The sequence below is a fragment of the Hymenobacter jeongseonensis genome, assembly GCF_015694725.1.
Taxonomy (GTDB): Bacteria; Bacteroidota; Bacteroidia; order Cytophagales; family Hymenobacteraceae; genus Hymenobacter; species Hymenobacter jeongseonensis.
In genome coordinates this window covers 25,907-51,605 of the sequence record NZ_JADQDQ010000012.1, presented here as the reverse complement: position 1 = coordinate 51,605, position 25,699 = coordinate 25,907, and the positions used below count along the sequence as shown (strand labels likewise).

Genomic DNA, 25,699 nt, shown 5'->3' with positions numbered 1-25,699 from the left:
TACTGGGCCCGATGCCCGAAGAGCGCAGGACCATGCGCCAGCCGGGGCTTATTTTTTTGCAGCGGGACGGGCGCGCTTGCCATTGCCCGTGATAAACGGCACCGGCGGGGCCGTTTCGACGCCGACGGCATTGCGCGAGCTTACTTCCACGTAGTAAGTAGTTTCCGGCAGCAGGTCGGTCAGCGTCATGCTGTGGAGGGTTGTGAGGGTAGCGTCGCGTCGGTTTTCCTTTAGGTCTTTGGCGCTGAGGCCGTAGCGCACGCGGGTATCGCCGGCATTCAGCGTAGAATACACCACCGTGAACCCCGTGGCGCTCACGTCAACCGGCACCGGCTCCTCGGTGAGACGGGGCAGGCCGCCACCGCGCACCATATCCGAAGCCAACCGGGGCAGCAATTGGTAGCCTCCGGTGCCACCCGGCGCAAACTGGCTCAGCACGCCGCGCACATCAAAGCTTTCGCCCGCGGGCGGGGCCACGTCCACCAGGCCATTGGGGCCGGTGCTGGCGGCGGCCACGCGCATCAGCGCGCCGGCCACCCCGTCCAGCAAGTAGTTGGCATTGCCGGCCAACACCGTGGCCGGGCTGCCGGCCGGCGTGAGCAGGCGCGTAACGCCGGTGATTTCGACCAAGCGGCTTTCGTTGGCTTCGATGAAGGCCGTACTGGCTTGCGCCATGGATACGTGCAAGGTGCGCAACCGCTGGCCGGAGGCCAGTTTATGGAACGAGGTAATGGGGTCCATTTCCAGCAGACCGTTGTACGTCTTCAGCTGGCCGGTTACCTGAATGCTGTCGCCTGCCCGCAACTCGCCGTAGCCGGGGAGCTTGGTGGGTTGCGCGTAGAGGGCCAGCCCGGCCTCGGCGTCCTGCACGTAGCGGATGTTGCCCATCTCGGCACCGTTGAGGACCACGGCCCGCACCGTTACGGTACTGCCCGCACCCAGGGCGCGGGCCGCCTTCACGCTGAGCACGGCGGGTGCCACGGCATCGGAGGGGGCCAAGGCAGCGGCCGCAACAGCAGCCGGGGCGGCGGCCAGGAGGCCAGCCAGAAGTAGCAGTTTGGTCATCTTTTGAATTGTAAAAAAAGGAGAATGACAGCGAAGTTGCTATCGCAAAGTTCGCAACAAATTATTCACTTTTCGCGGAATTCAGCTTGATAACCCGCAATTGTTCAAAGTACTAATGAATCACAAAATGTTAACTTCCGGATGAAGCTCGATTCCAAACTGCTGGCGCACGGAGGAGATTATTTCCTCGGCGAGCTGGCGTAGGTCGTTGCCCGAAGCGCCGCCGTGGTGCACCAGCACCAGGGCCTGGCGGTCGTGCACGCCGTGGGTGCCCGCACCGGGGCCGCGGCGCAGGCCTTTCCAGCCGGCCCGCTCGATGAGCCAGGCCGCCGGCACCTTCACGCCGCCGGGCACGGGGTAGCCGGGCAGGTCGGGGTAGTTGCTTTTGAGCTGGTCGAACTGGGCCTGGGGTACCTCGGGGTTCTTAAAAAACGAGCCCGCGTTGCCCACTTGGGCCGGGTCGGGCAGCTTGGAGCGGCGGATGTGCACCACGGCCCGGCTCACGTCCTGGGGCGTAGGCTCGCCGGTGATGCCGAGCTCGGCCAGGGTTTCGCTGATGGCACCGTAGCGCACGTTGGGGCGGGCCTGGCGGTGCAGGCGCAGGGCCACGGCCGTGACCACGAACTGATTTTTGAGGATGTTTTTGAACACGCTTTCGCGGTAGCCGAAGCCGCACTCATCGGCCGTGAACACGCGAAAATCGCCGGTGGCGAGGCTCACGGCTTCGAGGTGCTCGAAGGTGTCGCGCAGCTCGGCCCCGTAGGCGCCGATGTTCTGGAGCGGGGCCGCGCCCACCGTGCCGGGAATGAGCGAGAGGTTTTCGATGCCGCTTAGATGTTGGTCGAGGGCGTATTCGACTAGGCCGTGCCAGCTTTCGCCGGCTCCGGCGCGGAGCAGGGCTGTATTGGCTTCGGCGTCTTCGCTGATGATTTCCAGCCCGCGAATCTCGTTTTTGAGCACTACGCCGTTGAAATCTTGGGTGAAGAGCAGGTTGGAGCCGCCGCCGAGGATGAGGATTTCGCGCCCTTGCACTTCGGGCTGCCGCAGGAGCTGACGCAGCTCATCGGCCGAGGCAAAGCGGGCGAAATAGCGGGCCTGCACGTCGAGGCCAAAGGTATTGTAGGGGCGGAGGGAGACGTTTTCTTCGAGGAGCATGCTGCAAAGGTACCGGCAGGCGGGTTCCGGCTGGTCGGACCGAAAGGTTAGCACCTATCAAGCATCTGCCGGTAGTGAGAACGGTAGTGGCGGCCACTTGGAAAAGCTGCCCGGCCATTTTTGCTGCTGCTGCAAAGCGCCTGAGCAAGCTTTGGGGCTACTACGTGCGCCAGCGACTTGACACTTTAAATCCGGGATGGCAAGAAGGCGGCAGCGCGCCGGTGGAGTTTCTGTGAGGACCGTAAGGCCTGATGCTACCGCACCCGGTAGCCCCGTAGGGCATAAAACAACAGGTATAGGTAGCACAGTGCGGGCACTACGAAGGCCACCCGCAGCCCGCCGCCGTGCGTGGCCAGCCAGCCCATGAGCGGGGGAATAAGGGCCCCGCCCACAATGGCCATAATCAGGTAGGAAGAGCCTTGCTTAGTGAAGCGCCCCAGCCCGGTAATGGCCAGCGGGAATATCACGGGCCACATGATGGAGTTCATCAGGCCGCAGAGGACGATGAGCCAGAGAGCGGTTTCGCCGGTGCTCAGCACGCTGGCGCCTACTAGGGCGGCACCGGCCGCGCACACCGTCACCAGCATCGCGCGGTTGTTTAACTTCAAAAGCAAGGGAATGCCCACGAGCCGGCCCACCAGCGAGCCAAACCAGTACGACGACACCAGCACCGCGCCCACGGCCTTCGTGAAGCCGATGGTGGTATCAATGGGCGCCGGCTCTTTGCCAAACAACACCAGCGCGTAGTTGGTGGCCACGTTCAGTCCCCGCACTAAACTTTGGGTGAAGGCCGAAAGCTGCTGAATCCCCTGCGCCTCGCCGTAGCGAATAAGAAAGGACCCCAGGCCTACTTCTACCCCAACGTATACGAAAATGGCGACTACCCCCAGCACCAGATGGGGAAAGGCAAGGGCACTGTCGCGGTGGGTGACCTGGAGCTTGCCATCTTCTGCCCATTCGGTGCCTCGCACGTCGCTTTCGGGGGCCATGCCCTCGATTTCGGGCAGCTTGACCAAGAAGAAAAACACGCCCGCCAGCACCACCAGAAATACTGCCAGCCCGATGTATGGGCCTTTGACCAACTGGGCTTCTTCGCCCAGGCGCTGCGCCAGCGGCAAGGCGGCCAGCCGCGCTTTCAGCGCCACCGAACCACCGAACAGCACCAAGCCGCCCACTAGCGGCGACAGCGCCCCGCCGAAGTTGTTGGCCACGCCCACGATGCTGACCCGGGCCGCGGCATTGCGCGCCGGCCCCAACACGCTGACGTAGGGGTTGGCCGCTACTTGCAGCAGCGTGATGCCGGCGCCGAGTACGGCCAGTGCGGTGAGAAACAGCGCGAAAGCCCGGGAGTCAGCGGCCGGAATAAATAGTAGCGCGCCGCCGGCCATAATCAGCAGGCCCAGTACGATGCCGCGCTGGTAGCCGAGCTTCTTCAGGACCCAGCCGGCGGGCAGCGACATGAGAAAATAGGCGCCGAAAAAGGCCGACTGCACCGCCGAAGACTGCAAATCCGTGAGTTGGCAAATGTCTTTGAGGTAAGGCATAAGCACGTCGTTGAAGTTCGTGACGGCGCCAAACAGGAAGAACAGCGTCGTCATCAGCACCATGGGGCCGGCGTAGGAGCGGGCGGGCGCGGTGGGGTTGGTAGTGGCGGTAAAGGGTGCGGTGGCCATGCGGGGAGTTTTTGGGGGACTAAAGGTAGAAATAAGTGGCACTCTGTTTCTGGAGCCCGACCTTTGCAGTACTATGCACCTTACCGCCACCACCCAGTTCGGCCTGGAAGAACTGCTCGCCGACGAACTCTACGCCCTCGGGGCCGATATCACGCACGTCGGCTCGCGGGCCGTTGAGTTCATTGGCGACCACCGCCTGCTCTACGAAGTAGCGCTCTGGAGCCGGCTTTCCATGCGCCTGCTGCGGCCCTTCGCCGCGTTTTATGCCGAAGATGAAAAGGCGCTGTACCGCGAGGTCAGCCGCATCGACTGGCAGGATTTTATTGGCCCGGGCCAAACCTTCGCCATTACGCCCGTGGTGAACCGCTCCACCTTCGAGCACTCGCTCTTCGTGGCCCAGCTCACCAAAGATGCCATTGTGGACCAGTTCCGGGCCCGCACCGGCGAGCGGCCCAGCATCGACACCCGCACGCCCGACATCCGCCTGCACCTGCGCATGACGGAAAACGAAGTCATCCTCAGCCTCGACGCGGCCGGCGACTCGCTGCACCGCCGCGGCTACCGCCAGCACACCAACGAAGCGCCGCTGAACGAGGTGCTGGCCGCCGGCCTGGTGATGCTATCCGGTTGGGATGGCAAAAAGCCCCTCATCGACCCCATGTGCGGCTCGGCCACCATCCTCACCGAAGCGGGCCTCATCAGCCAGCGCATCGCGCCCGGCTTGTTTCATCAGGGCAAGTTTGGCTTCGAAAACTGGTACGACTTTGACCCCGAACTCTGGCAGCAGGTGCGCGAAGAAGCCAAAGCCCAGCGCCTCGACGAGCCGCAGGCCTACCTCGCCGGCTCCGACCTCGACCCCAAAACCATCGACATGGCGGCGGCCAACATTACGGCCGCTGGATTGGAGGACTTTATTCGGTTGTCCGTCCGCGATGTGAAAGATGCCGTAGCTCCGGCCAAGGAGGAGCCGGGCATTGTGCTCATGAACCCGCCGTATGGCGAGCGGATAGGGGAGGAGGCCGAAATGGCGGCCTTGTACAAGACGATTGGAGATTCACTAAAGGCAAATTTTCAGGGCTATAACGCTTTCGTCTTCACCGGAAACCTGGAGGCGGCGAAGAGCATCGGGCTGAAGCCGGCGCGGCGAGTGCCGCTGTTCAACGGGCCAATTGACTGCCGGCTGATGAAGTATGAGCTGTACCGGGGGAGTCGGCGGGTGGCGCTATCTTCCTCGCATGAACGAGCCTCTCAGGCTAAGCGGCCCGTAAGAGCACATCTACCACACCGATGTCCGCACTTGGGACAAGGCGAAGGTCTATGCCCGTGAAAACCGCAAAGCCCCCACGCCCGCCGAAAATATTCTCTGGCAGGAATTACGGGGCTCCAAACGAGACATCAAGTTCCGCCGCCAGCACGCCATTGGCTTTTTTATCGTCGATTTTATCTGCGTATCGGCCAAGCTTACCATCGAGCTCGACGGCGAAATTCACCTCACCCCCGAGCAAGCCGAATACGACCTCGGCCGTACCTTCACACTAACGGAATTAGGCTACCGCGAACTGCGTTTCACCAACCAGCAAGTGCTAACCAGCTTAGACGAAGTCCTCGCCACCATTACCGAGAATCTATAAATTACACCGCTCCCCAACGAGTCGTCCGGCTCCCTCTCTCCGCGGGAGAGGGGGCCGGGGGGTGAGGTTACCCCGAACAACATGCCCGAACTAGCCACTGCCCCGCAACTGCAAGCCGCCCGCCAGGCCCTGAAACGGTACTACGGCTACGACAATTTCCGCCCCATGCAGGGCGACATCATCCAGCACATCCTGGCCGGCAAAGACACCGTGGTGCTTATGCCCACCGGCGGCGGCAAGTCGGTCTGCTTTCAGATTCCGGCCGTCGTTTCGGAAGGCACCTGCATCGTAGTTTCGCCCCTCATCGCCCTGATGAAGGACCAGGTAGAAGCCCTGAAGGCCAACGGTATTGCGGCAGCCTATATCAACAGCAGCGTGGGCCAGAGCGAGGCCAATGACATTGCCCGCGCCGCCACCGGTGGCTACCTCAAGCTGCTCTACGTGTCGCCCGAAAAGCTACTGTCCGACGGTTTCCTGCAGTTCTTGACGCGGGTCAATATCAGCCTGTTTGCCATCGACGAGGCGCACTGTATTTCGAGCTGGGGCCACGATTTCCGACCCGAATACACGCAGCTGGGCCAGTTGCGGAACCACTTCCCGAGCACGCCCATCATCGCCCTCACGGCCACGGCCGACCGGCTGACGAAGCGCGACATCATTACCCAACTCAACTTGCGCGAGCCCAAGGTGTTCCTGTCCAGCTTCGACCGGCCGAACATCAACCTAATGGTGCGCCCCGGTCAGGACCGGGTGGGCTCGGTCATCGACTACATCACCCGCAATCCGCAGGACCCCGGCATCATCTACTGCCTCTCGCGCAAGACCTGCGAAACCATCTCCGGTAAGCTCATCGCCAAGGGCATCAAGGCCTCGCACTACCACGCGGGCATGACGCCCTTGCAGCGCGGCAAGGCCCAGGAAGCTTTTTTGCAGGATGATATTCAGGTGATTGTGGCCACCATCGCCTTTGGCATGGGCATCGACAAGAGCAACGTGCGTTGGGTGATGCACTACAACCTGCCGAAAAACATCGAAGGCTACTACCAGGAAATCGGTCGGGCCGGGCGCGACGGCGCGCCCAGCACCGCCATCCTGTTCTACAGCTTCGCCGACGTGATGCAGATGCGCGAGATGGTGACCAAGGACGTGCCCGCCCGGCAGGCCCAGCTCAACACCGCCAAGCTGGAGCGCATGCAGCAATTTGCCGAAGCCGCCAGCTGCCGCCGCAAAATCCTGCTCAACTACTTCTCCGAAAACCTGCCGCACGACTGCGGCAACTGCGACATCTGCCGCAACCCGCCCACCACGTTTGATGGGACGCTGATTGCCCAAAAAGCCCTCTCGGCCGTGTTCCGCAGCCGTGAGCGGGTGGCCATCAATCTGCTGATTGACATTCTGCGGGGTATGCGCAATCAGGCCGTGCTACAAGGCGGCTACGACCAGATTAAGACCTACGGCGCGGGTTCCGATTTGCCCTACCTCGACTGGTACAGCTACATCCACCAGATGCTGAACGATGGCCTGTTCTACATCGCCTACGAGGAAGGCTACGCACTGAAAATCACCGAGCGCGGCCACGAAGTGCTGAAAGGCCAGCTTGCGCTGCCGCTCAAGAAATTCCAGCCCAGTGAGAAGGCCGAGAAGCCCACCCGCGCCGGCAAAAAAGCACCCGTTGCCGCCACCATTGGCACGCCCGAGGCGCAGCTGTTCGACAAGCTGCGCAAGCTCCGCAAGCAGATTGCCGACGAGCAGGGGGTGCCGCCCTACGTGGTATTTAGCGATGCCACGCTGCAGGAAATGGCCGCCGAACGGCCCGTGAACCGCGTGGGCATGCTGGGCATTTCGGGCGTGGGCATGAAGAAATTCGAGACCTACGGCGAAGCCTTCATCCGACTCATTCTGGAGCACGGCGGCGGCCAGTACGTGCCCTCTGATTCGGACAGCATGTTCAACGAGCCGCGCCCGCGCCTGACGGCAGCCGAGAAAGCCGATAAACCCGTAAGCGACTCCGAGGACGCCACTATTCAGTTCCATCAAATGGGCCTCACGCCGGAGGATATTTCCGAGCGCCGCGGCCTGGCCCTGAGCACCGTGAAAACGCACCTCTACAACGCCTACGCCAAGGGCCGCGAGCTGCGCATCCACGATTTCGCGAGTGACGCGGAGCTGGCCGAAATATTCACCGCGCGCGCCCAGCTCGGCGGCGACCCCACGCTCCGCGACCTGTTTGACCACCTGCGCGAGAAGTACGACTACTTCCAGTTGCGCATGGCCGCGCTCTACCACAAGCGCTTGCGCGGCCAATAAAAGAATCTGGCCCGCCGTTACCCACGGCGGGCCTCTTTATTTGCAGGTGCCCGCCCGAAACCGCCGCGCTTCATGGCCCGAAAAATTCTCCTCGCCCTCGCGGCCCTCGTCATCGCCGCCTTCGCGGGCCTGATGCTCACCAAAACGCTGCCCTACTACACCTTCGAGAAGGGCATCCACTTTCTTACCACCAAAAGCGAGGACACCAACGACAACTCCGTGTTTCGGCTGGGGTTTTATGTGCACATCACCACCAGCCTCGTGGTGCTGGTGGCCGGGCTGCTGCAGTTTTTGCCGGTGCTGGCGCGGCGTGGGCCGGGGCTGCACCGGCAGCTGGGCAAGTTCTACATCATCGGTATTCTGGCGCTGGCGGCTCCGTCGGGGCTCATTCTGGCACGCTTTGCCAATGGCGGGCTGGCCGCGCAGGTCGGGTTCACGCTGCAATGCCTGGTGTGGTGGCTGTGCACCTGGCGCGCCTACCAGGCGGCCCGCCAGCGCCAGTGGAGCCTGCACGTGGACTGGATGCTGCGCTCCTACGCCGTGACCCTGGCCGCTCTGGCCCTGCGCGGCGAAAGCTACGTGCTATACTACGTGTTCGAAACCAAGCCCATCGAGACGTACCTGACGGTGACGTGGCTGTCGTGGGTGGGTAATTTGGTGCTGGTTGAAATTCTGCTGGAAGTAGGATTGGGACGGTACTTTTTGCAGGCTTTCATGCCGAACCTTCGGAGTAAATTGGCGGCATGAAAAATCTGATTTGGGGAATTGGACTAGCCTTGGTCGCCGCGGCATGTCATGAAAAGGCCCCGGTTGCGCAGGCGGCATCCGTTTCACAAGTTGCCGTAGAAGCACAAGGTGCTGCCAGTACCTCTGCCCAACTGGCCCAACCGCCGCTGCCGTCACTGTTCAAGGTGTCAGATACGCTAACAGCCCCTATGCAAAGCCTGCTGAGTCGTTGCAACTTGGCTGGTCTTTTACAGGGAGATATCAAGAACAGACAAACGAATCCGGCTTTGGAGGGCTTTTTCGGCCCCGACCACTACCGGTTTGCCTTGATATTCAACGACGTTCAGCTTGATGAGCAGAACCCGGCCGTCTACCACGTCCGCGGCAAATGCCATTACCGAAAAAATGTGCGAAACTTCACCGGAACGCTGACCATTCAACAGGTGCAGGATTTGCCCCGGGGAGGCTTTTTTATTGCCGGGGCTGGCAGCGACTTGCCGGATACGGCGGCCGCCCAAACCTACACAGCCCGAGCTCGACTGCAGTTGGTGGAGGAAAACAGCGATAACAGCGGCGTATTTGAAGGAGAGGCGGTGCTCGATTTCTACACCCTTGCGGACTCGAATAAAACGGATTACGTGACGGGTGTATTGGGCATTGATGAAAGCATGCCCGCCCGGGGCAGCGGCCTGTTGCTGCGGGGCAACCGGCTGAATCGTTCGACCAAGCAGGTCAAAAAATTTGTGGTTTCCACTGATTTCTTCGCCGCCGCGCCCGATGTGTATACCGATTTTGGCATTGGTGACCGGGGTGGCCAAATCAACCCCAAATACGCCAAACTCGGTTGGGACGAAGCCTGGGAAAACGACGAATGGTGGGCCGACTCCCCCAAGCCCTCGCTCAGCCTCTAATACTAAAACGCAGTTGCACACCGTTAAAAAACAGAAGCGCCATCTAGCAATATAGATGGCCTTCGTTCACTTTTTTTCGCGGTTCTATGCGTTACTTTCTGCTGCTGGCGGCGCCTGCGCTGTTGCTCGCCGCGGCCCGGCCCCAAGGCCGCCCGGCCAATCCCGGCTTCCATCGCCTTACTGCGCCGGGGGCGCTGGCGGCCCCCGGCGCAGTGCTCACCAACGCCGCCCGCCGGGCCCTGCTGGGCCGCACCAATCTGGGTCGGCTGTGGCAACACCAGCCCCAGGCCGGCCCCGAAGACGTGCTGAATGGTTGTTTCGGCTACGACGGGCGCCGGCTGGAATTCGTATTCACCAGCGTGCAGGCCGATGCCAAAAGCCCGGGTCGCTACCTCGTGGCCGGCAAGTTCCGGTGCTATGGCGACGTCACCCCGTTTCGGGGCGCCATTGAGCTCCAGCAGGTACAGCGGCTGCCCGCCGAGGTGAAAGTATACGGCGCGGACTACAGCCTTTCCAGTCAGCCCACGTACTGCGCCACGGGTGGCTTTGCCCTGCAAGCCACCAGTAGCCACGGCCTGAGCGGCCGTTTCAATGGGCGCATTGCCCTCGATTTTCGAGTTATGCCCGGGAATCGGGCCGTACTCATCGAGCGCACCGACAACCCCGTCACGCGCAGCGGCGGCCTGCTATTTGACGGCGAATGGCGCAATGCTGCTGGTGCTGATGAGGCCGTGCCCGCCCTGTGGAAACAGGGCGTAGCCGTGACCCGGCAGGTGCTGACCCGCTTTACGATGGGGGACCGCAGCGGCAGCATCAACCGCAAGTATACCCGCGTGGGGTGGGATACTTACTGGAAGAACGAGGAATGGTGGGTTGAAAAACAACTTGCTCAACGCTAAAGTGGTGGGCAGAAAAATATTAGCTAAGTGAATTAGTAACTTCGTGCTTGCGTTGCTAACTTCACCAGCCGAATCTGCGTTGAAAACAACGCCATTCCCGGCTGCTGCCCCTCCCGATGATTAATACCAACCTCAAATTTTGCCGGCGCGAGCTTGCCCTCACGCAGGCCCAGATGGCCGATAAGCTCGGCATCAAACGCTCCCTGGTGGGCGCCTACGAAGAAGGCCGCGCCGAGCCCCGTCTCGCCACCCTCGTCAACATGGCCCGCCTGTTCGGCATCACGCTCGACCAGCTGGTGACCACCGACTTTAGCAAGCGCAAGAACGCCAAAGCCATTGGCACCATGCGCGCCCAGGAGCCTGCTGCGGCCGATGCGACGGCCGAAGACGATACCGACCCACCCACTACGCCCGCCGGCGGCAAGCTCCGCATTCTGGCCCTCACCGTGGACAAGGACCAGAACGAAAACATTGAGCTCGTGCCCCAGAAAGCCGCTGCCGGCTACCTGAACGGCTACGCCGACCCCGAGTATTTGGAGGTGCTGCCCAAGTTCCGGCTGCCCATGCTCTCGCAAACGGGCACGTACCGGGCCTTCGAAATTGCCGGCGATTCCATGCTGCCCATTGCCAGCGGCACGGTCATCGTGGGGCGTTACGTGGAAGATTGGGCAACTATCAAAGACGGCACGCCGTGCGTGGTGGTGAGCAGCAAAGACGGCATCGTGTTCAAGCGTGTGTTCAACAAGCTGCGTTCCGGGGCCATGTTCGTGCTGCATTCCGACAACCCCCATTTCTCTCCCTATGAAATTAACGTGGACGATGTGCTGGAAATCTGGGAGGCTAAGAGCTACATCAGCAGCACGTTCCCCATTGCCGAACTCTCGCTGGAGCGCGTGGCCAGCCTCGTGCTGGACCTGCAACAGCAGGTGGCACTGCTGAAAAAGGCCTAGAGAAAATCGGCAGCAGCTTGAGCCGCGAAACCGATTATCGACCCAAACACATGGTCCAACGCGGTAGGCCAAGCCATTCGCTTGCCGCCGATTTTAGAAGCCCTTCCGTGGTAGCGGAAGGGCTTTCCTTTTGGTGGGCCACTAACTAAGGGGCGCGCAACCGCGTATGCGAAGCACGACCACCTTTTTGCTTCCGCTCTATGCTCAAATACATTTCCTCCGCCGACCGTCATCACGCCGCTCCCGCCTCCTGGCTTAGTAGCTATTTCCTGTTTTCGTTTGCCGATTATCTGGACCGCGACAACATGCATTTTGGGCCGCTGCGGGTGTTCAACGACGACAACGTGGCGCCCCAGTCGGGGTTTCCGCAGCATCCGCACTCGGAAATGGAGATTGTGACGTTGGTGCTCGAAGGCGAGGTGACTCACGAGGATACCATGGGTAACAAAACCTCCATCAAGGAGGGCGAAGTGCAGCGCATGACCGCCGGCACCGGCATGGCCCACTCCGAATTCAACCGCCAGGATAAACCCCTGCACCTCTATCAGTTGTGGTTTATTCCGGGCCAGAAAGGCCTGGCTCCCAGCTACGAACAGAAGGATATTGGCTTTACCAGCGGCAACAGAAACGAGCTGGTGCCCCTCGTTACGGGCCAAAAAGTGCTCGAAGACGTGGTGTACATGAATTCGAACAGCACCGTGTACTGGTCCAATTTGAACGAGGACAACGAAATCGAATTCAAGACCTTTCCCATTCGCCTCACCTTTATTTACGTGAAGGAAGGCTCGATTTTCGTGAACGGCACGGAGCTGGGCCCCAACGACCAAGCCCGCATGACCAACGACGACGTGGTGCACATTCGCGCCGCCAAGGACTCCCAATTTATCCTGATTGATTTGCCATCAGCCGAATCGAATTACTAAGCACCCCCAGTAGCGGGCCACAAAAAAAGCCGGGTAATTCCCGGCTTTTTTTGTGGCCCTTTTATGCGACTAGTAGTTGTAGGATAGGCCTGCCGAGTAGCCCGTCGATTTGCCGATGTTGCGGCCGGAAACGTAGGTGCTGGCGCCCAGTACCACGCCAAATCCTTGGGCCAGGGGCCGGTACACGCTGCCGCCCAAGCGGATAAAATTGACGCGTGTGGAAGGGAAAAAGCCTCCGAAGCCCTCCTGCGAAATGTCGGTTCCGCCGTTCGACTCCTGGAACGAGGCGAAGCCTTCGAGGTAGGTTTTGGGGCCAGCGTAGCCAATTTTGGCTTCGCCAACCAAGGCGTGGGGCACTTGGCCGGTGCGCAGGCTGTAGCCTACCTGGCCGGTGGCAAACACACCGGAACTGGTTTTGAGGTGGGCAATGCCCGAAGCCGAATACTTGGTGGCGCGGTTGCCGATGGCAATGATGTAGCCGTAGCCGGTATTGGTCTGGTAGTCGCTGACGGGGGTGCTGAAGCTGACCACGCCGAGCAAATCGAGGATGCTGCTGCCAATCTCGCGGCTGTAGGTTTTGAACTTGAGCAGGCCGGTGATATCCTGCAGGCCCTGGCGGACGTTGGTGTAGCCGGCCGTGGAATAGAGGGCGTCCAGGTCGCTGATGACCGTGCCGGCGGCCCGGCCTTTCGACTGGATGTAGGGCAGGCTGATGACGGCGTCAATCTTGTCGCTGAGGCCGTAAGTGCCATAAAAGTTGAGCGAGTTGACGCGCACCTCCTGAAAAATCGGAACCCCGTCAATTTTCTCGGGCGCCAGGTAAACGGTTTCGTAGCGCTCGGTGGTGCCCGATACCACGACAGAGCCGTGGCCTTTTCCCGCCATAAACCCGCTCACCAGGCTCTGGGCCTGCGCTGTGGGGGCCGTGCCCGCCAAGAACAACATGCCAATAAAAAGTGCGGAAAAGTTTCGCATGAATTTAAATAAGAAGAAAACAGATTATTTTGATATAGGCTTCTTGCAAAAGCAGGGCAACAGGCTTCTTCGGGCCGGTTTAATACTGCAATCTACGGGGTTGTTTGGGGGACTGGATTTACCTTAGCGCAATCCAAACGGTTTTCAAATACGTTTGTATTCAGTGCTTTGGGTTGAATGTATTGATTAGCTCGGCGAACTTTACTATTTACACGATGAAAAAAAAATACACGTTGTCTGCGGCTCTATTGTTGGGTTTATTTCTGTTGGGTAGCTGCGCAAAAAACGACGAAGTTGACCCGTCAATCACCAACATTGCCGTCACCAATCCGGACTTTCAGACCCTGGAAGATGCTGCTGTACGCGGCGACGTGGCCGTACTGCTGGGCAACAGAAACGCCAACGACCCGCAGGGCAATTTCACCGTTTTTGCGCCTACCAACGATGCCTTTGCCCGCCTGGGCCTGCGCACCCCGCAAGACCTGACTGTTCTCCAGCAACCGTTCCTACGCAACACGCTGTTCTACCACGTGTTCAGCGGCACGCTGGCGGGCAGTGCCCTCACGCCGGGCAGCACCTCGGCTTCCGCCTTGGGACCGCGGCGCCGCATCATTCAACGGGCCGATGGCAGCACCTACGTCAACGGTTCCAAGATTTTGGCCACCGATGTGCGCGCGGCCAACGGGCTGATTCACCCCATCGACAAAGTGCTGCTGGCTACCAACGCCGACGTGCTGAATTCGGCCCTGGCCTTGCAAAGAGGGGATGTTTTTGTGAAGCCTGAGCTGACCTTTCTCGTTGAGGCCGTGGTGTATTGCAACCTGACGGCGGCACTAGCGGGCACGGCTACCAGCGCCAAGCTGACCGTGTTTGCCCCAACCGACCAGGCATTTAAGGATTTGGGCGTGATTCTGGGCGTGCCCCTGAACCAGCCCAGCGACATCCGTAAGCTCCCCGTTACCACCGTGACGGCCGTGTTGCTCAACCATGTAGTAGGAGGGACCCAAGGCGGGAAATTTACGCCCGAGCTCCCCATGAATACCTCCATTGCCTCGGCCGGTGGCGCTCCAGTAGTACTTGGCGCTTTCAATAATGGCGTGCTCACAGTGAAAGGCAGCGGCAACGGGGCCAATGTGGCCAACATGGTCATTCCAGACGTGCAGTGCCTCAACGGAGTGGTGCACGTAATCGACCGGGTGATACTTCCTTAGAAAGCAACGCGTTGATGATGAAGTATCGGGTTTTCCGAAAAATTTAAGACGTAAAATGCCCCGCTCACCGTGTTGGTGCGGCGGGGCATTTGCATGAAATCAATTATGCTAAAGCTGAGCTTACGCGTTGCTATTGGTTGGGCATTGATAACGGGACTATTGCCCGGCAGCGCCCTCGGCCAGCCCATTCGGCCGGCTGTTCCGGTCCTGGCCGGTGTCTGGAAAGGTCCGTTGGCCATTCCCGGCGGAAGCGTGCCCATTCAGATTGTAATCAGTCAGCCGGCGCCCAATAAGCTCATTGCCAATTTGGACCTGCCCGCCAAGCGGCTGACCCGGTTGCCGATGTCGCTGACGTTCCGGGGCGATACGCTGGTCTTCTACGCGGCGCTGGCCGAGTCTCGGTTTGTGTGTGTGGCCAGCGCCGAAGGCCAGCAATTGCGCGGAGTGTGGTCGCAGCCCGGCCTGCGGGTGCCGCTCACGCTTAGCCTTGCTGCGGAAGGCACGGTGGCAGCTTTGGCAAGCAGCCGGCTGGCGCCCGTGGCCACCACCTACCACACCGAACAGGTGACCTTAACCAGCCAGCCCGGCAACGTGGCGCTGGCCGGCACCTTGAGCATTCCCGACGGCGCTGGTCCGTTTCCTTCGATGTTGCTGCTCTCGGACATGGGCAGTCACGACCGCGACGCCCGGGTGGGCGACTACCGCCTGTTTGGGGCCATGGCTGCTGCATTTGCCCGCCAGGGCATTGCCGTGCTGCGGCTCGATGACCGCGGCGTGGGCCAATCGGGTGGCAATGGCCGCCTGGCCACCACCGCCGACCTGCTGCGCGATGCGTTGGCCGGGCTAAACTACCTGCGCCTGCGCCCCAGCATCGACCCGGTGCGAACGGGCCTCCTTGGCCATGGCGAAGGCGGCAATGTGGCGTTGCTGGCCGCAGCGCAGCCCGTACCGCCCGGATTTGTGGTGACGCTGGCCGCCGCCGGGCTGCCAGGCCTAGAACTGCTGGCCAATCAGGCCGAGCCCCCGCTCAGCCCCACCGATACTGCCCAAGCCGGAGCCGCTCGGCGTGGGGCATGGGCCGAGGTGCAGCAAAAAGCGGCCAAGCTGCGCGCCAGCGGTTCCAACGCAGCCCAGGTAGAAACCTATCTCACGCAGCAGCACCTCAAAATCAAAAGCGAAGAGCGCAAGCACTTGGCCGCCACGGTCAAATTTCGGCGCGCCATGCTGGAAATTATCAGTCAAACGGCCAACAATGACCAGGCCCAGGCCATTGTGGTGAATATGTTGCGCCAGCGCTACCCCAACCAGGCGCCGGCTGAGGCCCGCAGCCGGGCAGCCGAGCTTATCACGCCGTGGTCGCGCTATTACTTGAAATTTGACCCGCAGCCTGGCTTGGCCGATGTGCAATGCCCCGTGCTGCTGCTCAACGGCGCCGAGGATGCCGAAGTAAATGCCATCGCCAACCTCACGGCCCTCGAAAAAGGCCTTAGGAACAACAAACAAGTAAGTGCCCGGCGCCTAGCTGGCGTCAACCACTGGTTTCAAACGCCAGCCGCTGAGCTGATTCCGAATCCCGACGGGACCGTCGACCCCATTATCTCGACTTTGATGCTGGATACGGTGCGGGATTGGGTGCAGCAACAGGGCGGAAAATAGGTTGGAGACAGACCAGCTTTTAAAGCAAAAACCCATTTACATTGTGTATTTGCGGCCTTTGTTCTGGGCTTTCAAGTACGTCATGAGGGGTTGAAAGTAGTCGACCATGGCGCGGGCCGACAGGTCTTCGCCGGTTTTTTCTTTCAGGACCACGCGCCAGTCGCGGCTCGCGCCGGGGCGCATGATGTCGCGCAGAAAATTTCCTACTTCCTTGCTACCGTAGTAATTGGTGGCGTGCGGGTCCTGCTTGAGGATGTTCTTGGCAATGTGGTCGTGCAACTGGAACAGGATGACGTAGCTCAGAGCATAGTCGTAGTACTGCGCGGGGTCGTCGTTGATGTGGGTTTTGGTGGCGGGGTCGAGGTAGTTCTCGCCGCGTGTGGTGGGCGGCACAATGCCCTGGTACTGCTTGCTCAGGGCCCACCATTTGGCATTGAGCTGGTCAGCGGGCAGCTTATCGGCGTAAAAACTGTTCTCCCATTCGCTCATCACCCCCGAGGCAAACGGGATGAACACCACGTAGCTCAGCGCTTCTTTGAGGAGCTGCTGGGTTTCGTCGGTTTTGGTTTTAGGGTCAATCAAGCCCAGGCCGGCCAAAAAAGGCTTTTGCTTCGCTGCCAGGCCCATCATCGAGCCAATGGCTTCGTGGTAAGCGCGGTTGGCACCCTGGCGCAGCAGCGGCGGCACGTCGGGGTTAGAGTAGGTTTGGTAGTAGAAAATGTGGCCCAGCTCGTGGTGCGCGGTTTCGTACCACTCCGTGTTGGCCTCCACGCTCATCAGGCTGCGCAGGTCGTTGTTGAGGTCCATGTGCCAGGCCGAGGCGTGGTTGTTCTTCTTGTAGGCCGCGTCTTTCGGCAACGGGTACAGACTGCTCTTTGTGTAGAACGACTCGGGCAGCGCCGGGAACCCTAGGCTTTGGTAAAACCGCTCGCCCTGCTTCACCTGCCATTCAGCCCCTTTCTTGGCCAGTACCGCGTCCAGATTCAAGCCTTTCACGTCCACCATCGAGCCCCAGTCCTGGCCCCAGCGGTTGGGCAGCCAGTGGGCGGGCAGGTAGTCGGGCACTTGCTTCACTTTGTATTTTTTGGCCAGCTCGTAGCGGGCGTAGGTGTGCAGCTCGCGGTAGAGGGGCCGCAGCTCGGTGTTGATTTTGCGTACTAGGGCCATCATTTCGTCCCGGCTCAAGCCATAATCGCTGGCTTGGTAGGTGAAGTAATCGGAGTAGCCGAGGGCTTGCACGGTCTGGTTGCGTAGGTCGCGCAGGTTGAGCAGGCCATCCTTGAGCGTGGGGCCGATGGCCTTGCTGGATTCCCACACGGCCTGGCGCCGCTGCGGGTTGATTTCCTTGCGCAGCAGCTCGTCGAGGTCGTTGGTGGTAACTGATTTTCCCGCGTATTTATAATCGAAACCGTACAGCTTTTCCGTCTGCGCGGCTTCGGCGGCGATGCGCCGCTTCACCACATCGGCCACCGTTTGTGGATTGTTGGCCGCGTTGTAAAGGGCTGTAGCCAACTGCTTGGTCTGAAGTTCAGTAAGGTCAGCTTTGTGCTCGAGCAGCTCCCGTAGTTTCTGAATGTTCTCGGTGCTGCCCGTGAAGGCCGCCATGCGCTGGTTGGCCCGCGTGGTGGCACCAGCATTGGACGTATCGCCGGGCACAATGTGGGTATTGGAGCGCCACTCGGCTTCGGAGGACGCGGTGTACAGCCGAACATATTCAGCTGTATAAGCAGTGAGGAACTGCTCGGCCTGGGCACGGTAGTCGGGCGGGGCCGGGGCGGCGGGCGGAGCCGTAGCGGTTTCGGGTGTTGTGGCCACGGGGGCCTTTGCGGTGGGAGCGCAGGCAGCCAGCGAGGCCGCCGCCAGAATGGAAAGCAGGGGCGTTTTCATAGAGGCAAGATTACTGCATTTTGCCCTCATTATTAAACGACCGTCATGCTGCCTGCTTCTGGTCCAGGTGGCACTCTTTGTATTTCTTGCCACTGCCGCAGGGGCACGGGTCGTTGCGGCCAAACTTGCGGCTGCTGCGCAAGGTCTTAAGCCACTCGCGCGGGTCGGTGGCGAAGCGCAGGAAGCGCTTCTTGGGATTCTGCCGGAAGGCGCGGCCCAGTAGCTCGTACAGCTCTGGGTGGTTTTCCTGCAGCTTCTCAGGTTTCTCGAAAAAGTACTCGGTAACGACCGCAAAAAACTCGGCTTCGTTGGTGGCGGCGTAAGGGTTGATTTCCGACTTGCCGGCCTCAATGGCCTCAATTTCGCGCTTCATCACGGCGGCCCAGGGTTGCAGCAACTCGGGCGGCAGGGCAGCTTTGGGCACGCCGTCAATCACGCCATCGGCCTCGTCCAGCATGTGCGCAAACTCGTGGATGCCCACGTTCTGACGGTCCAGGCCGTCGCGAAAGCCTTGCTCGAGCGAGGCCTTGGACAGGCGCATGTAGTGTTGGTTCTGGAAGCCCTGCACCGAGCCCAGTAGGGTGCCTTGCAGCGGCTTCACTTCCTTGGTGGGATCGTTTTCCAGCTTCCAGGCATCGGGCACGATGAGGACTTCGCCCAGGTTGCTGTACTCCCATTCGGGAAAGCCAAATACCGGAATCAGCGCGGAAGCGGCCACGAGCAGGCGCGTGCTGTCGTCTACTTCCGTTTGCACGCCCGTGATGCGTGTGCTGGCCAAAAACACCTGCACCTGCTTTTCAAACCGCGCCTTTTCGTTCTTCGTCAGCGACAGGTAAAAGGCCACCCGCTCAGACAAAATCTGCCGCCAGGCCACTGGAAATGCTTCGGCCAACGCCTCCGTGCGCAGCCGGGAATCGGCCGTCACGTACCGATAGAAAACGTAGAGAATGGCGGCCAATACGGCCAGAGAAATAAGGTAGGACATGGGCCGATTAAACGGCCCATGTGGTCAGAGGTTAGCTTTTGAACGTGGTTTTGTGATTTTTCTAACGCGTTTGCGCGTCGTTTTTACGGCCCAGGCGATAAGCGGTGCTGAACCTCAACACGCTGGATTCCCCGAAAACGAGATTCTTAAAAACGCCTTCCCCATTTCGGGCGCTATACAACTGGCCGTCCAAGCTAAAGGTGAGACGCTGAGTGCGCCAGCCGACAGCCAAATTGGGGAGCAGGGTAGGGTCGGCAAAAACCACTTTGTCGGCATAGGCGGACATCGCCTGGCCCGCCGGAGTGGCATAATCGGGCCGCCAAACGGTGTTCAATTCAAGCCCCAAGCCAAATAGCAACTGTTGGTCATGCGGGAGCGGGATGAAATAGCGAACTCCGATGCGGGCCGTGCCGAGCCACGCCTTATAATCGTAGTAGTTATACACAAACGAGCTTCCACCATTCAGAATGCCAGAATTAACGGCCAATTTGCCGCTGAAATAGCTCGTGCTTAGTTCGCCATACACGGCAGTTGAGCGGCCGGGCATAAGCAATTCCCCATACAGCCCAGCAAAAGGCCGGACTTTGCAGTCGGAGCAATTGGTATTTGGATTGTCAGTCGGGGTTACAATGCGGTTGTAACGTAGTCCCGCTAGTATTCCGCCCTGAAATAAGGACGAGCTGCGCTTTATACCTTCTGCCGGAAACCGACGGCCGGCTTGCTGGGAGGCGCTGCATTCTTGGTTGTAAGCCTGCATAACGGCTACCAAGGCCTCGGGAGTGAAAGGGGCTTTCTGAGCTAGGTTGTTTGCGGCCGGGCATCTGCCAAAATATACAGCTAATTGGCTGCGGTAATTATTGCCTTCAGCGAGTTCCTGCACCCCGCGGGCATTGGTCCTCAGGTATTTCCGCTCGCACAAGTCCAGCACGGGTTGGCCGGGGCATTGCATCAAATAATGCACCGAGCCAAATGTAGCCACGCGAAATAGCGAGCCGGTGCCCTCGAGCAGCACCTCTGCCAGCACGGAGTCGGTTTGCACACTCATGACGTTGCCTACTGGCAACCTGTCAAGTCGGGTGTTCGCAGCGTGGTCAATGGGCAGAATTTCGTAGCGAAAATACCGGCCCTTGGTGAATTGCACGGCCCGAAGTGCCCGCGGCTGGAATAACTGACTGGGGCTTTCCGCCGACGGCCGATAGCGAATAAATGCCGGCGGCTCATTCCAGGCACCATTTTCAATCTCACCGCGCAGCGTGTCGCCGTTGCTGCGCACCAGCAAGCCCGGCTCGTAGGCTTGGGCCAACGTCTGAAAAGTGTAAAAGAGGAAAGCGGGTAGAAGTAGTAAGCGTAGTAACATATGTAGAAAGTATAATTTGCCCGCTAAAGTAGACGCAAATGCGCCGCCAGCTTCTGCCGGAGCAGGGCTATCAGCTCGCTGTCGCCAAACGGGTACTTATCGGGAATGCGCAGCACCACGATGGGCTTGTTCTGCAACGCTTCCGCAAATTTCTCGCGCAGGCGGTCGGCGTGGCGGCGCTCCATCACGAAGATGATTTCAGCCCATCCCAAATGGCCGGCCGTGACGCGCACCCGCGCGCCCGGCTCGGTGCCGGCCGAGCGTGCTTCGTAGTGCGGATGGCCGTCGAAAAGGTGCTCGGCCGTGAGGCTGCGCCACTTGTTCTGGCTACAAACGAAAAGCAGTTGGCGATGCTCAGGCAGGGGTTCCGGCACTAGCGAACCAGTGCCACTTTCACCTTCTTGCCCTTCACCTTGGCGCCCTGCATTTTCTCCAGTACTTCCTCGGCCACGGCTTCGGGCACGGCCACAAAGCTGTGGTGGTCGAATACTTCGATGCGGCCCACGGAGTCGCGCTCTAGTTCGCCTACGCTCACAAAGGCGCCAACCAAGTCGCCAGCGCTGATTTTCTCCCGCTTGCCCGCCGAAATGTGCAACGTAACCGTGCTGGGGCGGGGTGCCTTGGGCAGGGCATTGGGCAAGGAGGGCGGGCGCAGGCCGGCCCATTTCACGCCGCTGGCCGAGGGCCAGTTTTGCAGCTTCTGCTGTTCGTATGGCGTTACAATGAGGTGAGCCGTACCCACGGCGCCGGCCCGAGCCGTGCGGCCGGCCCGGTGCTGGAAAGTTTCGGCCTCGTGGGGCGGGTCGAACTGCACCACGGTGTCGAGTTCATTCACATCGAGGCCGCGGGCGGCCACGTCGGTGGCCACCAGCACGGTGGCCGAACCATTGCGCAGCTTCATCATGGATTTGTCGCGCTCGGGCTGTAGCATTTTGCCGTGTAGCGCCTCGGCGGCCAGGCCCCGGCCTTTCAGGAAACGCGTGAGTTCCTCTACCCGGTCGCGGGTATTAGCGAACACCAGGGACCGGCCCGCATTGGGCTGTGTGATGATGTGATACAGCGCCGCGGGCTTCTGGTCGGCGGCGTTCACTACGTGGCCGCGCAGCACTAGGCTCTCGGGCAAAGTGGTGGCGTTGGAGCCGCCCACGTTCATCACCCGGGGCTTGGTGAGGTATTCGCGCACCAGCTGCAGCACTTTGTCCGGCATCGTGGCCGAGAACAGCAGCGTCTGTCGGCGCACCGGCAGGCGGCTGATGATGGTCGCCATCTCCTCCTGAAAGCCCAGCTCAAGGAGTTTGTCAGCCTCATCAAGCACCAGCACTTTCAGGCGGTTGGGAATGATGGTGCGGCGCTCCAAGTGGTCGAGCATGCGGCCGGGCGTGGCCACTACCACGTGCGGCATCTGCTGCATGCCTTTAACTTCTTCGCGCATGGCGTGGCCGCCGTAGTAGCCGGCCACGCGCAGGTTGGGCATGTGCTTGCCGAGGCTTTTGAGGGCGTCGCGCACTTGCAGCACCAGCTCGCGGGCGGGCACCAGCACCACGGCTTGCACCGTGGCCGAAGTGGGGTCTACCTGCTGCAGCACGGCCAAGCCGTACGCTGCGGTTTTGCCCGAGCCGGTAGGGGCCTGGCCGGCCACGTCCTGGCCTTCGAGGGCGGGCGCCAGCACCAGCTGCTGCACGGCCGTGGGCTGGGTGAAATTCAGCTCGGCTACGCCCGCCAACAAGGCCGGCGAGAGAGCGAAATCAGAAAATTGGAGGTCAGCTTTGGCTGCGGGGGGAACGTGGGCGGCGCCAGCGGCGGAGGTATCAGGAGTTTGCACCGCGCAAAGGTAACGGATGCAGCAAGGCCAACGCGGGGGCGATAACTATCAATAGCCCATTTCGCCTTCGGCCACGTTGACCAGCCGGTAGCGCACGGCCGTTTTTTTGGGCCGAATGTCCAGCCCAATGCGGTGCGCATAAGCTTTGGTAAAGGCGGCCCCGAAGTAAAAAATCATGGCTGAGTAGAACACGAACAGCAGCACCAGCACCAAGCTCGACGCCGGGCCGTACACCGGGCCCAGGTCGCGGGCCACCAGTAGCTTGCCCAAAATCACTTCGCCCAAACTGATGAGCAGCGCCGTGAGGGCCGCCCCGCGCGTGACCGCCCGCCACGGCACCTTGGCCAAACTCAGGGTGCGGAACGTGACCCCAAACCAGGCAGCCAGGATTAACCAGCCAATAGCAGCGTTCAGGACCCGGACGAGGTAATAAACGAACGTGGCGTCAAAATCGTGGATGGCGCTGGCAAAAAGCCCCAGGGCCGCATCGGCCGCGAAAGCCAGCAGGGAGAGCAATGCCGTGGCCAGCAAAATCCCGCCCGAACGCACCCGCTCGCGCATGGCCTGCGAAAACTTGCCCGCGCCGCGCCGCGGCCGGATTTGCCAAAGCTGGTTCAGCGAATGCTGAATGATGGTGAACAGGGTGGTGGCCACAAAAAGCAAGAAGGCAAAGCCTGCCCAAGTCACGAGGCGGCTGCGCTGCGGGTCGGCCACGTTTTGCACAATCTGGGCCACCAGCCCGGCCGCCGGTGCCCCCACCAGGTCGCTGATTTTGGTGAGCAGCATCAGGCGCACCAGCGACGCGGGGTAGAGCGAGCTCAGCACCTGAATCAGGATGATGAGAATGGGCGGTAGCGCAAACGAGGTGAAAAAAGCCGTGGCCGCGCCCAGCCTGAGCGGGTCGTTGGCGCCGAGCTCGCGGCCGGCGCGGTGCAGTAAAATCGGGAGTTCGCGCCACCAGGGTCCGGGCAACTCCGCGTGCGGGATTACTTTTGTCATCAGCAAAAAAGCCGGGGCGGCCCCGCAAAGCATTGTGCTTTGGCCGGCCGCGTCCAGCGAAGATACGGGGCGCCGGCTCCGGCCTCCCTCATGCCCACATCGCCCGTACCGCCCGTCACCGAAATCACCCCGGCCACTGTTGCGCCCCCGGCGGGCTGGCTGCGTCGCCGCCTGCTCAATCCGATGTTGGGCTTGTTGCGCCAGGGCTTGTCGCCGGAGCAGCTGGCCCTAACCGTGGCCTTGGGCGTGTCGATTGGGTCTATTCCGCTCATGGGCGCCATTACCACGGTGGCGGCGCTAGTGGCGGTGCGCCTGCGCCTGAATGTGGCCGCGCTGCAGTTTACCAGCCACATGATGACGCCCTTACAGCTCATTATCATCATTCCGCTGCTCCGCCAGGGCGCGCGCCTGATGGGCAATACCCAGGAAAATGAGTTGACTTTGGCCAACGTACGCCACCTGTTTGCCACCGATTGGCGGGCGGCTTTGCAGCTCTTGTGGCGGGCCGAAGTGGGCGCCATGCTGATTTGGCTGCTAAGCTCGATTCCAGTGGTCGCCGTTCTCTACTTTCTATTGCGGCCGGTGTTCCGGCGAATCGCGCAGCGCCGAGCGGCAGCACAGGAAGCAGCGTAAAAAGCAGGCTTGTCAAAATCGAGAACAAGCCTCCTGTTAGAAAGCTAGTTTTATCAAGATGTAATAGCAGTGACGGCTAGAAAGCGAGCAAAGCCACGGCTTGCTCGCGCAATAGCTGACGGGAAAGGTCCTGGTTCAGGCCATCTTCCTGGTTCAAATCCTTGCCGATAAAGGGCAAGCGCACGCGCTGGGGCAATACGGCCGAGCCGAGGTACATGAGGATGTCGGTGAGGTGAGTCATGGCCAGCAGGCCGCCCTGGCCGCCGTTGCTAAGCCCAATCAGCGCCGTTTTTTTCCCGCGAATGCCGCCCGGATACGGCAAACCATCGATAAAAGCTTTCAATACGCCCGGGAAGGAAGCGTTGTACTCCGGCGTAATAATCACCAACTTATCGCCGGCATCGAGCATGTCGGCCAAGCGGTTGAAGAGCGGGTTCGTGCCCGCGTTGGCGTACAGCGCCGAGGCAATAAAATCTTCCGGCAACTCGGCTAAGTCAAGGATTTGGCTTTCCGCATTCAGCTCACTAAGCAGCGTGCTGTAGTAGTTGGCAATGCGGCGGGCGCGGGAGTTGGGTCGGTTCGTGCCGACGAGGAGGGTTATCAAAACGGGACGCTGGGGTAGTAAGAAGCAAGCTGACAACCGAAAATATGCGGCGAGGTTTTGCCAAGCATCCGAAGCCGTGCTACGCGGCAGGAATTTTTGTGGTTTCCCGGCGCATCGAGAGCCAGGCCACGGCCGCGAGGCACAGGGCAAACCAGGCCCAGGGCAGGCGCAAATCCAGTACCGAAAGCCCACTGAAGACCACCGCCGTCCCAAAACTGGCCAGCGACTGGAACGCCTGGTTCAACCCAAAAATTTCGCCCCGGTCAGCCTCTGTGGTTTCGCGGGCCAGCCGGCCTTCCAGCAGTCCCTGAATGAGGGAAAGGGTCAGGCAATCGAGCGTGAGAAAGATGTAGAAGGCGAATTTAGAGGTGCCCACCAAGCCGTAGCCCAGCAGCACCGGCGTGCCCAGCAGCGCCAGCCACATAATGGCTTTCCGTTGGTTGATACGGTCGGCCAAATAGGTGTAGAACCCGTAGTTCAGCACGATGCTAAGGCAGCCGAAGTAGATGAACAAATAGGATATGCCGCGCGCATCCAACTGCAGCTCTCCCATGCTTACAAATGGGACGAAGTAGAAATAGTAGCCGGTACTGAGTGTGAGGGCCACTTGCGTAAGCACAATGCGCCGAATGCCGGGGTTGCTGGCGTTTTTGGTTTGCAGTCGGGCCCAGAGGGTGAAGGGGTTGACCGCCCGCCCCAACTCGGTGCGCAGTTCGGCTCCCCGCACTCCGTTTTGCTGCCGATGCGTTTCGGGAAGCCAAAAGCTTAGCAAAACGTTGAGGGCCGATAGGATGACCGCCAGCCGCACCACGTAGGCGGCCTGCTGCCCGGCGGGCACTGCCAGCACGGTAAGCAGCAAGCCCGCGGCCATGGGCCCCAGCACAAACCCTAACGAGATGATAGCGCCCTCGATGCCCAGGTTTCGGAACAGCCGGCCAGGCGGGGAGATGTCTGTGATGGCCGAGCGCGCCGTGGAGTACATGCCGTTGGTGAGGCCATCGGAAGCCCGATTGACGAAGTAGAGGCCAGCCCGCACCGGCAGCAGCAGCGAATTGGCTAGCAGTGTGCCCACCGCTGAGAGGATAAAAATGGGGCGCCGCCCGTACCCGTCGCTCAGCCGCCCCAGCAGCGGCGCCGAAAACAGCTGAACCCCCAGAAACACACCCGTGCCCACTGATAGCCACAACTGGGGCTCTCGCAGCCCCCGAACAAACTCTGGCAGCACCGGCCCGAGTGCCGCCCCCACTATCACATCCACCAGAATGATGGCGTAGAGCAGCGGCAGGGTGCGGGCGGGAGGGGAAAACATTAGTGATTATTGACGCCCGTG

Annotated in this window: 23 protein-coding genes; 11 read left to right on the top strand and 12 right to left on the bottom strand. The window is 60.7% G+C overall.

What is annotated here, in order from left to right; all coding sequences use genetic code 11:
* Nucleotides 1-48: 48 nt before the first annotated feature.
* The 3 genes from I2I05_RS18575 to I2I05_RS18565 form a co-directional block, all read right to left on the bottom strand.
* On the bottom strand, nucleotides 49-1,065 hold the full coding sequence (locus I2I05_RS18575) for a hypothetical protein (RefSeq protein WP_196283752.1): 1,017 nt from the start codon (nucleotides 1,063-1,065) through the stop codon (nucleotides 49-51).
* Between the two features lie 120 nt (nucleotides 1,066-1,185).
* The gene (murB, locus tag I2I05_RS18570; RefSeq protein ID WP_196283751.1) at nucleotides 1,186-2,220 is read right to left on the bottom strand and encodes a UDP-N-acetylmuramate dehydrogenase; all 1,035 of its coding nucleotides are present in this window, start codon (nucleotides 2,218-2,220) and stop codon (nucleotides 1,186-1,188) included.
* A 254-nt stretch (nucleotides 2,221-2,474) separates the two neighbouring features.
* Complete coding sequence (locus I2I05_RS18565) at nucleotides 2,475-3,893, bottom strand: sugar MFS transporter (RefSeq protein WP_196283750.1); 1,419 nt, start codon at nucleotides 3,891-3,893, stop codon at nucleotides 2,475-2,477.
* A gap of 73 nt (nucleotides 3,894-3,966) precedes the next feature.
* On the opposite strand from I2I05_RS18565, the gene I2I05_RS18560 reads away from it, so the two are divergent.
* The 8 genes from I2I05_RS18560 to I2I05_RS18525 all read left to right on the top strand — a co-directional run bounded on the left by I2I05_RS18560 (nucleotide 3,967) and on the right by I2I05_RS18525 (nucleotide 12,240).
* Nucleotides 3,967-5,220 (top strand): THUMP domain-containing class I SAM-dependent RNA methyltransferase, encoded by a 1,254-nt coding sequence (locus tag I2I05_RS18560; RefSeq protein WP_196283749.1) that lies wholly within the window; start codon nucleotides 3,967-3,969, stop codon nucleotides 5,218-5,220.
* On the top strand, nucleotides 5,168-5,524 hold the full coding sequence (locus I2I05_RS18555) for an endonuclease domain-containing protein (protein ID WP_196283799.1): 357 nt from the start codon (nucleotides 5,168-5,170) through the stop codon (nucleotides 5,522-5,524). The genes I2I05_RS18560 and I2I05_RS18555 overlap by 53 nt, the downstream gene beginning before the upstream one ends.
* A gap of 81 nt (nucleotides 5,525-5,605) precedes the next feature.
* Entirely contained in the window at nucleotides 5,606-7,831 is a 2,226-nt protein-coding gene (recQ, locus tag I2I05_RS18550; protein WP_196283748.1) for a DNA helicase RecQ, read from the top strand.
* Between the two features lie 72 nt (nucleotides 7,832-7,903).
* Nucleotides 7,904-8,578, top strand: a complete 675-nt coding sequence (locus I2I05_RS18545; RefSeq protein WP_196283747.1) for a DUF2306 domain-containing protein — start codon at nucleotides 7,904-7,906, stop codon at nucleotides 8,576-8,578.
* Complete coding sequence (locus tag I2I05_RS18540; RefSeq protein WP_196283746.1) at nucleotides 8,575-9,468, top strand: hypothetical protein; 894 nt, start codon at nucleotides 8,575-8,577, stop codon at nucleotides 9,466-9,468. Before I2I05_RS18545 ends, I2I05_RS18540 begins: the two co-directional genes overlap by 4 nt.
* A gap of 86 nt (nucleotides 9,469-9,554) precedes the next feature.
* A complete protein-coding gene (locus tag I2I05_RS18535; protein WP_196283745.1) occupies nucleotides 9,555-10,367 on the top strand; it encodes a hypothetical protein in 813 nt (270 codons plus the stop codon).
* A gap of 116 nt (nucleotides 10,368-10,483) precedes the next feature.
* Nucleotides 10,484-11,317, top strand: a complete 834-nt coding sequence (locus I2I05_RS18530) for a LexA family transcriptional regulator (protein WP_196283744.1) — start codon at nucleotides 10,484-10,486, stop codon at nucleotides 11,315-11,317.
* A gap of 200 nt (nucleotides 11,318-11,517) precedes the next feature.
* On the top strand, nucleotides 11,518-12,240 hold the full coding sequence (locus tag I2I05_RS18525) for a pirin family protein (RefSeq protein WP_196283743.1): 723 nt from the start codon (nucleotides 11,518-11,520) through the stop codon (nucleotides 12,238-12,240).
* A gap of 69 nt (nucleotides 12,241-12,309) precedes the next feature.
* On the opposite strand, the gene I2I05_RS18520 is transcribed toward I2I05_RS18525, so the two are convergent.
* On the bottom strand, nucleotides 12,310-13,215 hold the full coding sequence (locus I2I05_RS18520) for a hypothetical protein (protein WP_196283742.1): 906 nt from the start codon (nucleotides 13,213-13,215) through the stop codon (nucleotides 12,310-12,312).
* A gap of 215 nt (nucleotides 13,216-13,430) precedes the next feature.
* Here I2I05_RS18520 and I2I05_RS18515 point away from each other — a divergent pair, with 215 nt between their 5' ends.
* Together I2I05_RS18515 and I2I05_RS18510 are read left to right on the top strand one after the other, a co-directional pair.
* The gene (locus I2I05_RS18515; RefSeq protein WP_196283741.1) at nucleotides 13,431-14,426 is read left to right on the top strand and encodes a fasciclin domain-containing protein; all 996 of its coding nucleotides are present in this window, start codon (nucleotides 13,431-13,433) and stop codon (nucleotides 14,424-14,426) included.
* 93 nt (nucleotides 14,427-14,519) lie between these two features.
* A complete protein-coding gene (locus tag I2I05_RS18510) occupies nucleotides 14,520-16,082 on the top strand; it encodes an alpha/beta hydrolase family protein (RefSeq protein ID WP_196283740.1) in 1,563 nt (520 codons plus the stop codon).
* 36 nt (nucleotides 16,083-16,118) lie between these two features.
* Here the strand turns inward: I2I05_RS18510 and I2I05_RS18505 are convergent, their stop codons facing one another.
* The 6 genes from I2I05_RS18505 to I2I05_RS18480 all read right to left on the bottom strand — a co-directional run bounded on the left by I2I05_RS18505 (nucleotide 16,119) and on the right by I2I05_RS18480 (nucleotide 23,132).
* Nucleotides 16,119-17,969, bottom strand: a complete 1,851-nt coding sequence (locus I2I05_RS18505) for a M2 family metallopeptidase (protein ID WP_196283739.1) — start codon at nucleotides 17,967-17,969, stop codon at nucleotides 16,119-16,121.
* 43 nt (nucleotides 17,970-18,012) lie between these two features.
* Complete coding sequence (locus tag I2I05_RS18500) at nucleotides 18,013-18,954, bottom strand: M90 family metallopeptidase (protein WP_196283738.1); 942 nt, start codon at nucleotides 18,952-18,954, stop codon at nucleotides 18,013-18,015.
* A gap of 61 nt (nucleotides 18,955-19,015) precedes the next feature.
* On the bottom strand, nucleotides 19,016-20,311 hold the full coding sequence (locus I2I05_RS18495) for a hypothetical protein (protein ID WP_196283737.1): 1,296 nt from the start codon (nucleotides 20,309-20,311) through the stop codon (nucleotides 19,016-19,018).
* A 23-nt stretch (nucleotides 20,312-20,334) separates the two neighbouring features.
* A complete protein-coding gene (locus tag I2I05_RS18490; RefSeq protein WP_317192378.1) occupies nucleotides 20,335-20,685 on the bottom strand; it encodes a low molecular weight protein tyrosine phosphatase family protein in 351 nt (116 codons plus the stop codon).
* Nucleotides 20,685-22,133, bottom strand: a complete 1,449-nt coding sequence (locus I2I05_RS18485) for a DEAD/DEAH box helicase (RefSeq protein WP_196283736.1) — start codon at nucleotides 22,131-22,133, stop codon at nucleotides 20,685-20,687. The genes I2I05_RS18490 and I2I05_RS18485 overlap by 1 nt, the downstream gene beginning before the upstream one ends.
* Nucleotides 22,134-22,181: 48 nt before the next feature.
* The gene (locus I2I05_RS18480) at nucleotides 22,182-23,132 is read right to left on the bottom strand and encodes a YihY/virulence factor BrkB family protein (RefSeq protein ID WP_196283735.1); all 951 of its coding nucleotides are present in this window, start codon (nucleotides 23,130-23,132) and stop codon (nucleotides 22,182-22,184) included.
* 90 nt (nucleotides 23,133-23,222) lie between these two features.
* Between I2I05_RS18480 and I2I05_RS18475 the strand changes: the two genes are divergently transcribed.
* The gene (locus I2I05_RS18475) at nucleotides 23,223-23,765 is read left to right on the top strand and encodes a DUF2062 domain-containing protein (protein ID WP_196283734.1); all 543 of its coding nucleotides are present in this window, start codon (nucleotides 23,223-23,225) and stop codon (nucleotides 23,763-23,765) included.
* Between the two features lie 76 nt (nucleotides 23,766-23,841).
* On the opposite strand, the gene I2I05_RS18470 is transcribed toward I2I05_RS18475, so the two are convergent.
* Both I2I05_RS18470 and I2I05_RS18465 read right to left on the bottom strand, forming a co-directional pair.
* The gene (locus I2I05_RS18470; RefSeq protein ID WP_196283733.1) at nucleotides 23,842-24,369 is read right to left on the bottom strand and encodes an NADPH-dependent FMN reductase; all 528 of its coding nucleotides are present in this window, start codon (nucleotides 24,367-24,369) and stop codon (nucleotides 23,842-23,844) included.
* Nucleotides 24,370-24,448: 79 nt separating this feature from the next.
* On the bottom strand, nucleotides 24,449-25,678 hold the full coding sequence (locus I2I05_RS18465) for an MFS transporter (RefSeq protein ID WP_196283732.1): 1,230 nt from the start codon (nucleotides 25,676-25,678) through the stop codon (nucleotides 24,449-24,451).
* Nucleotides 25,679-25,699 lie beyond the last annotated feature (21 nt).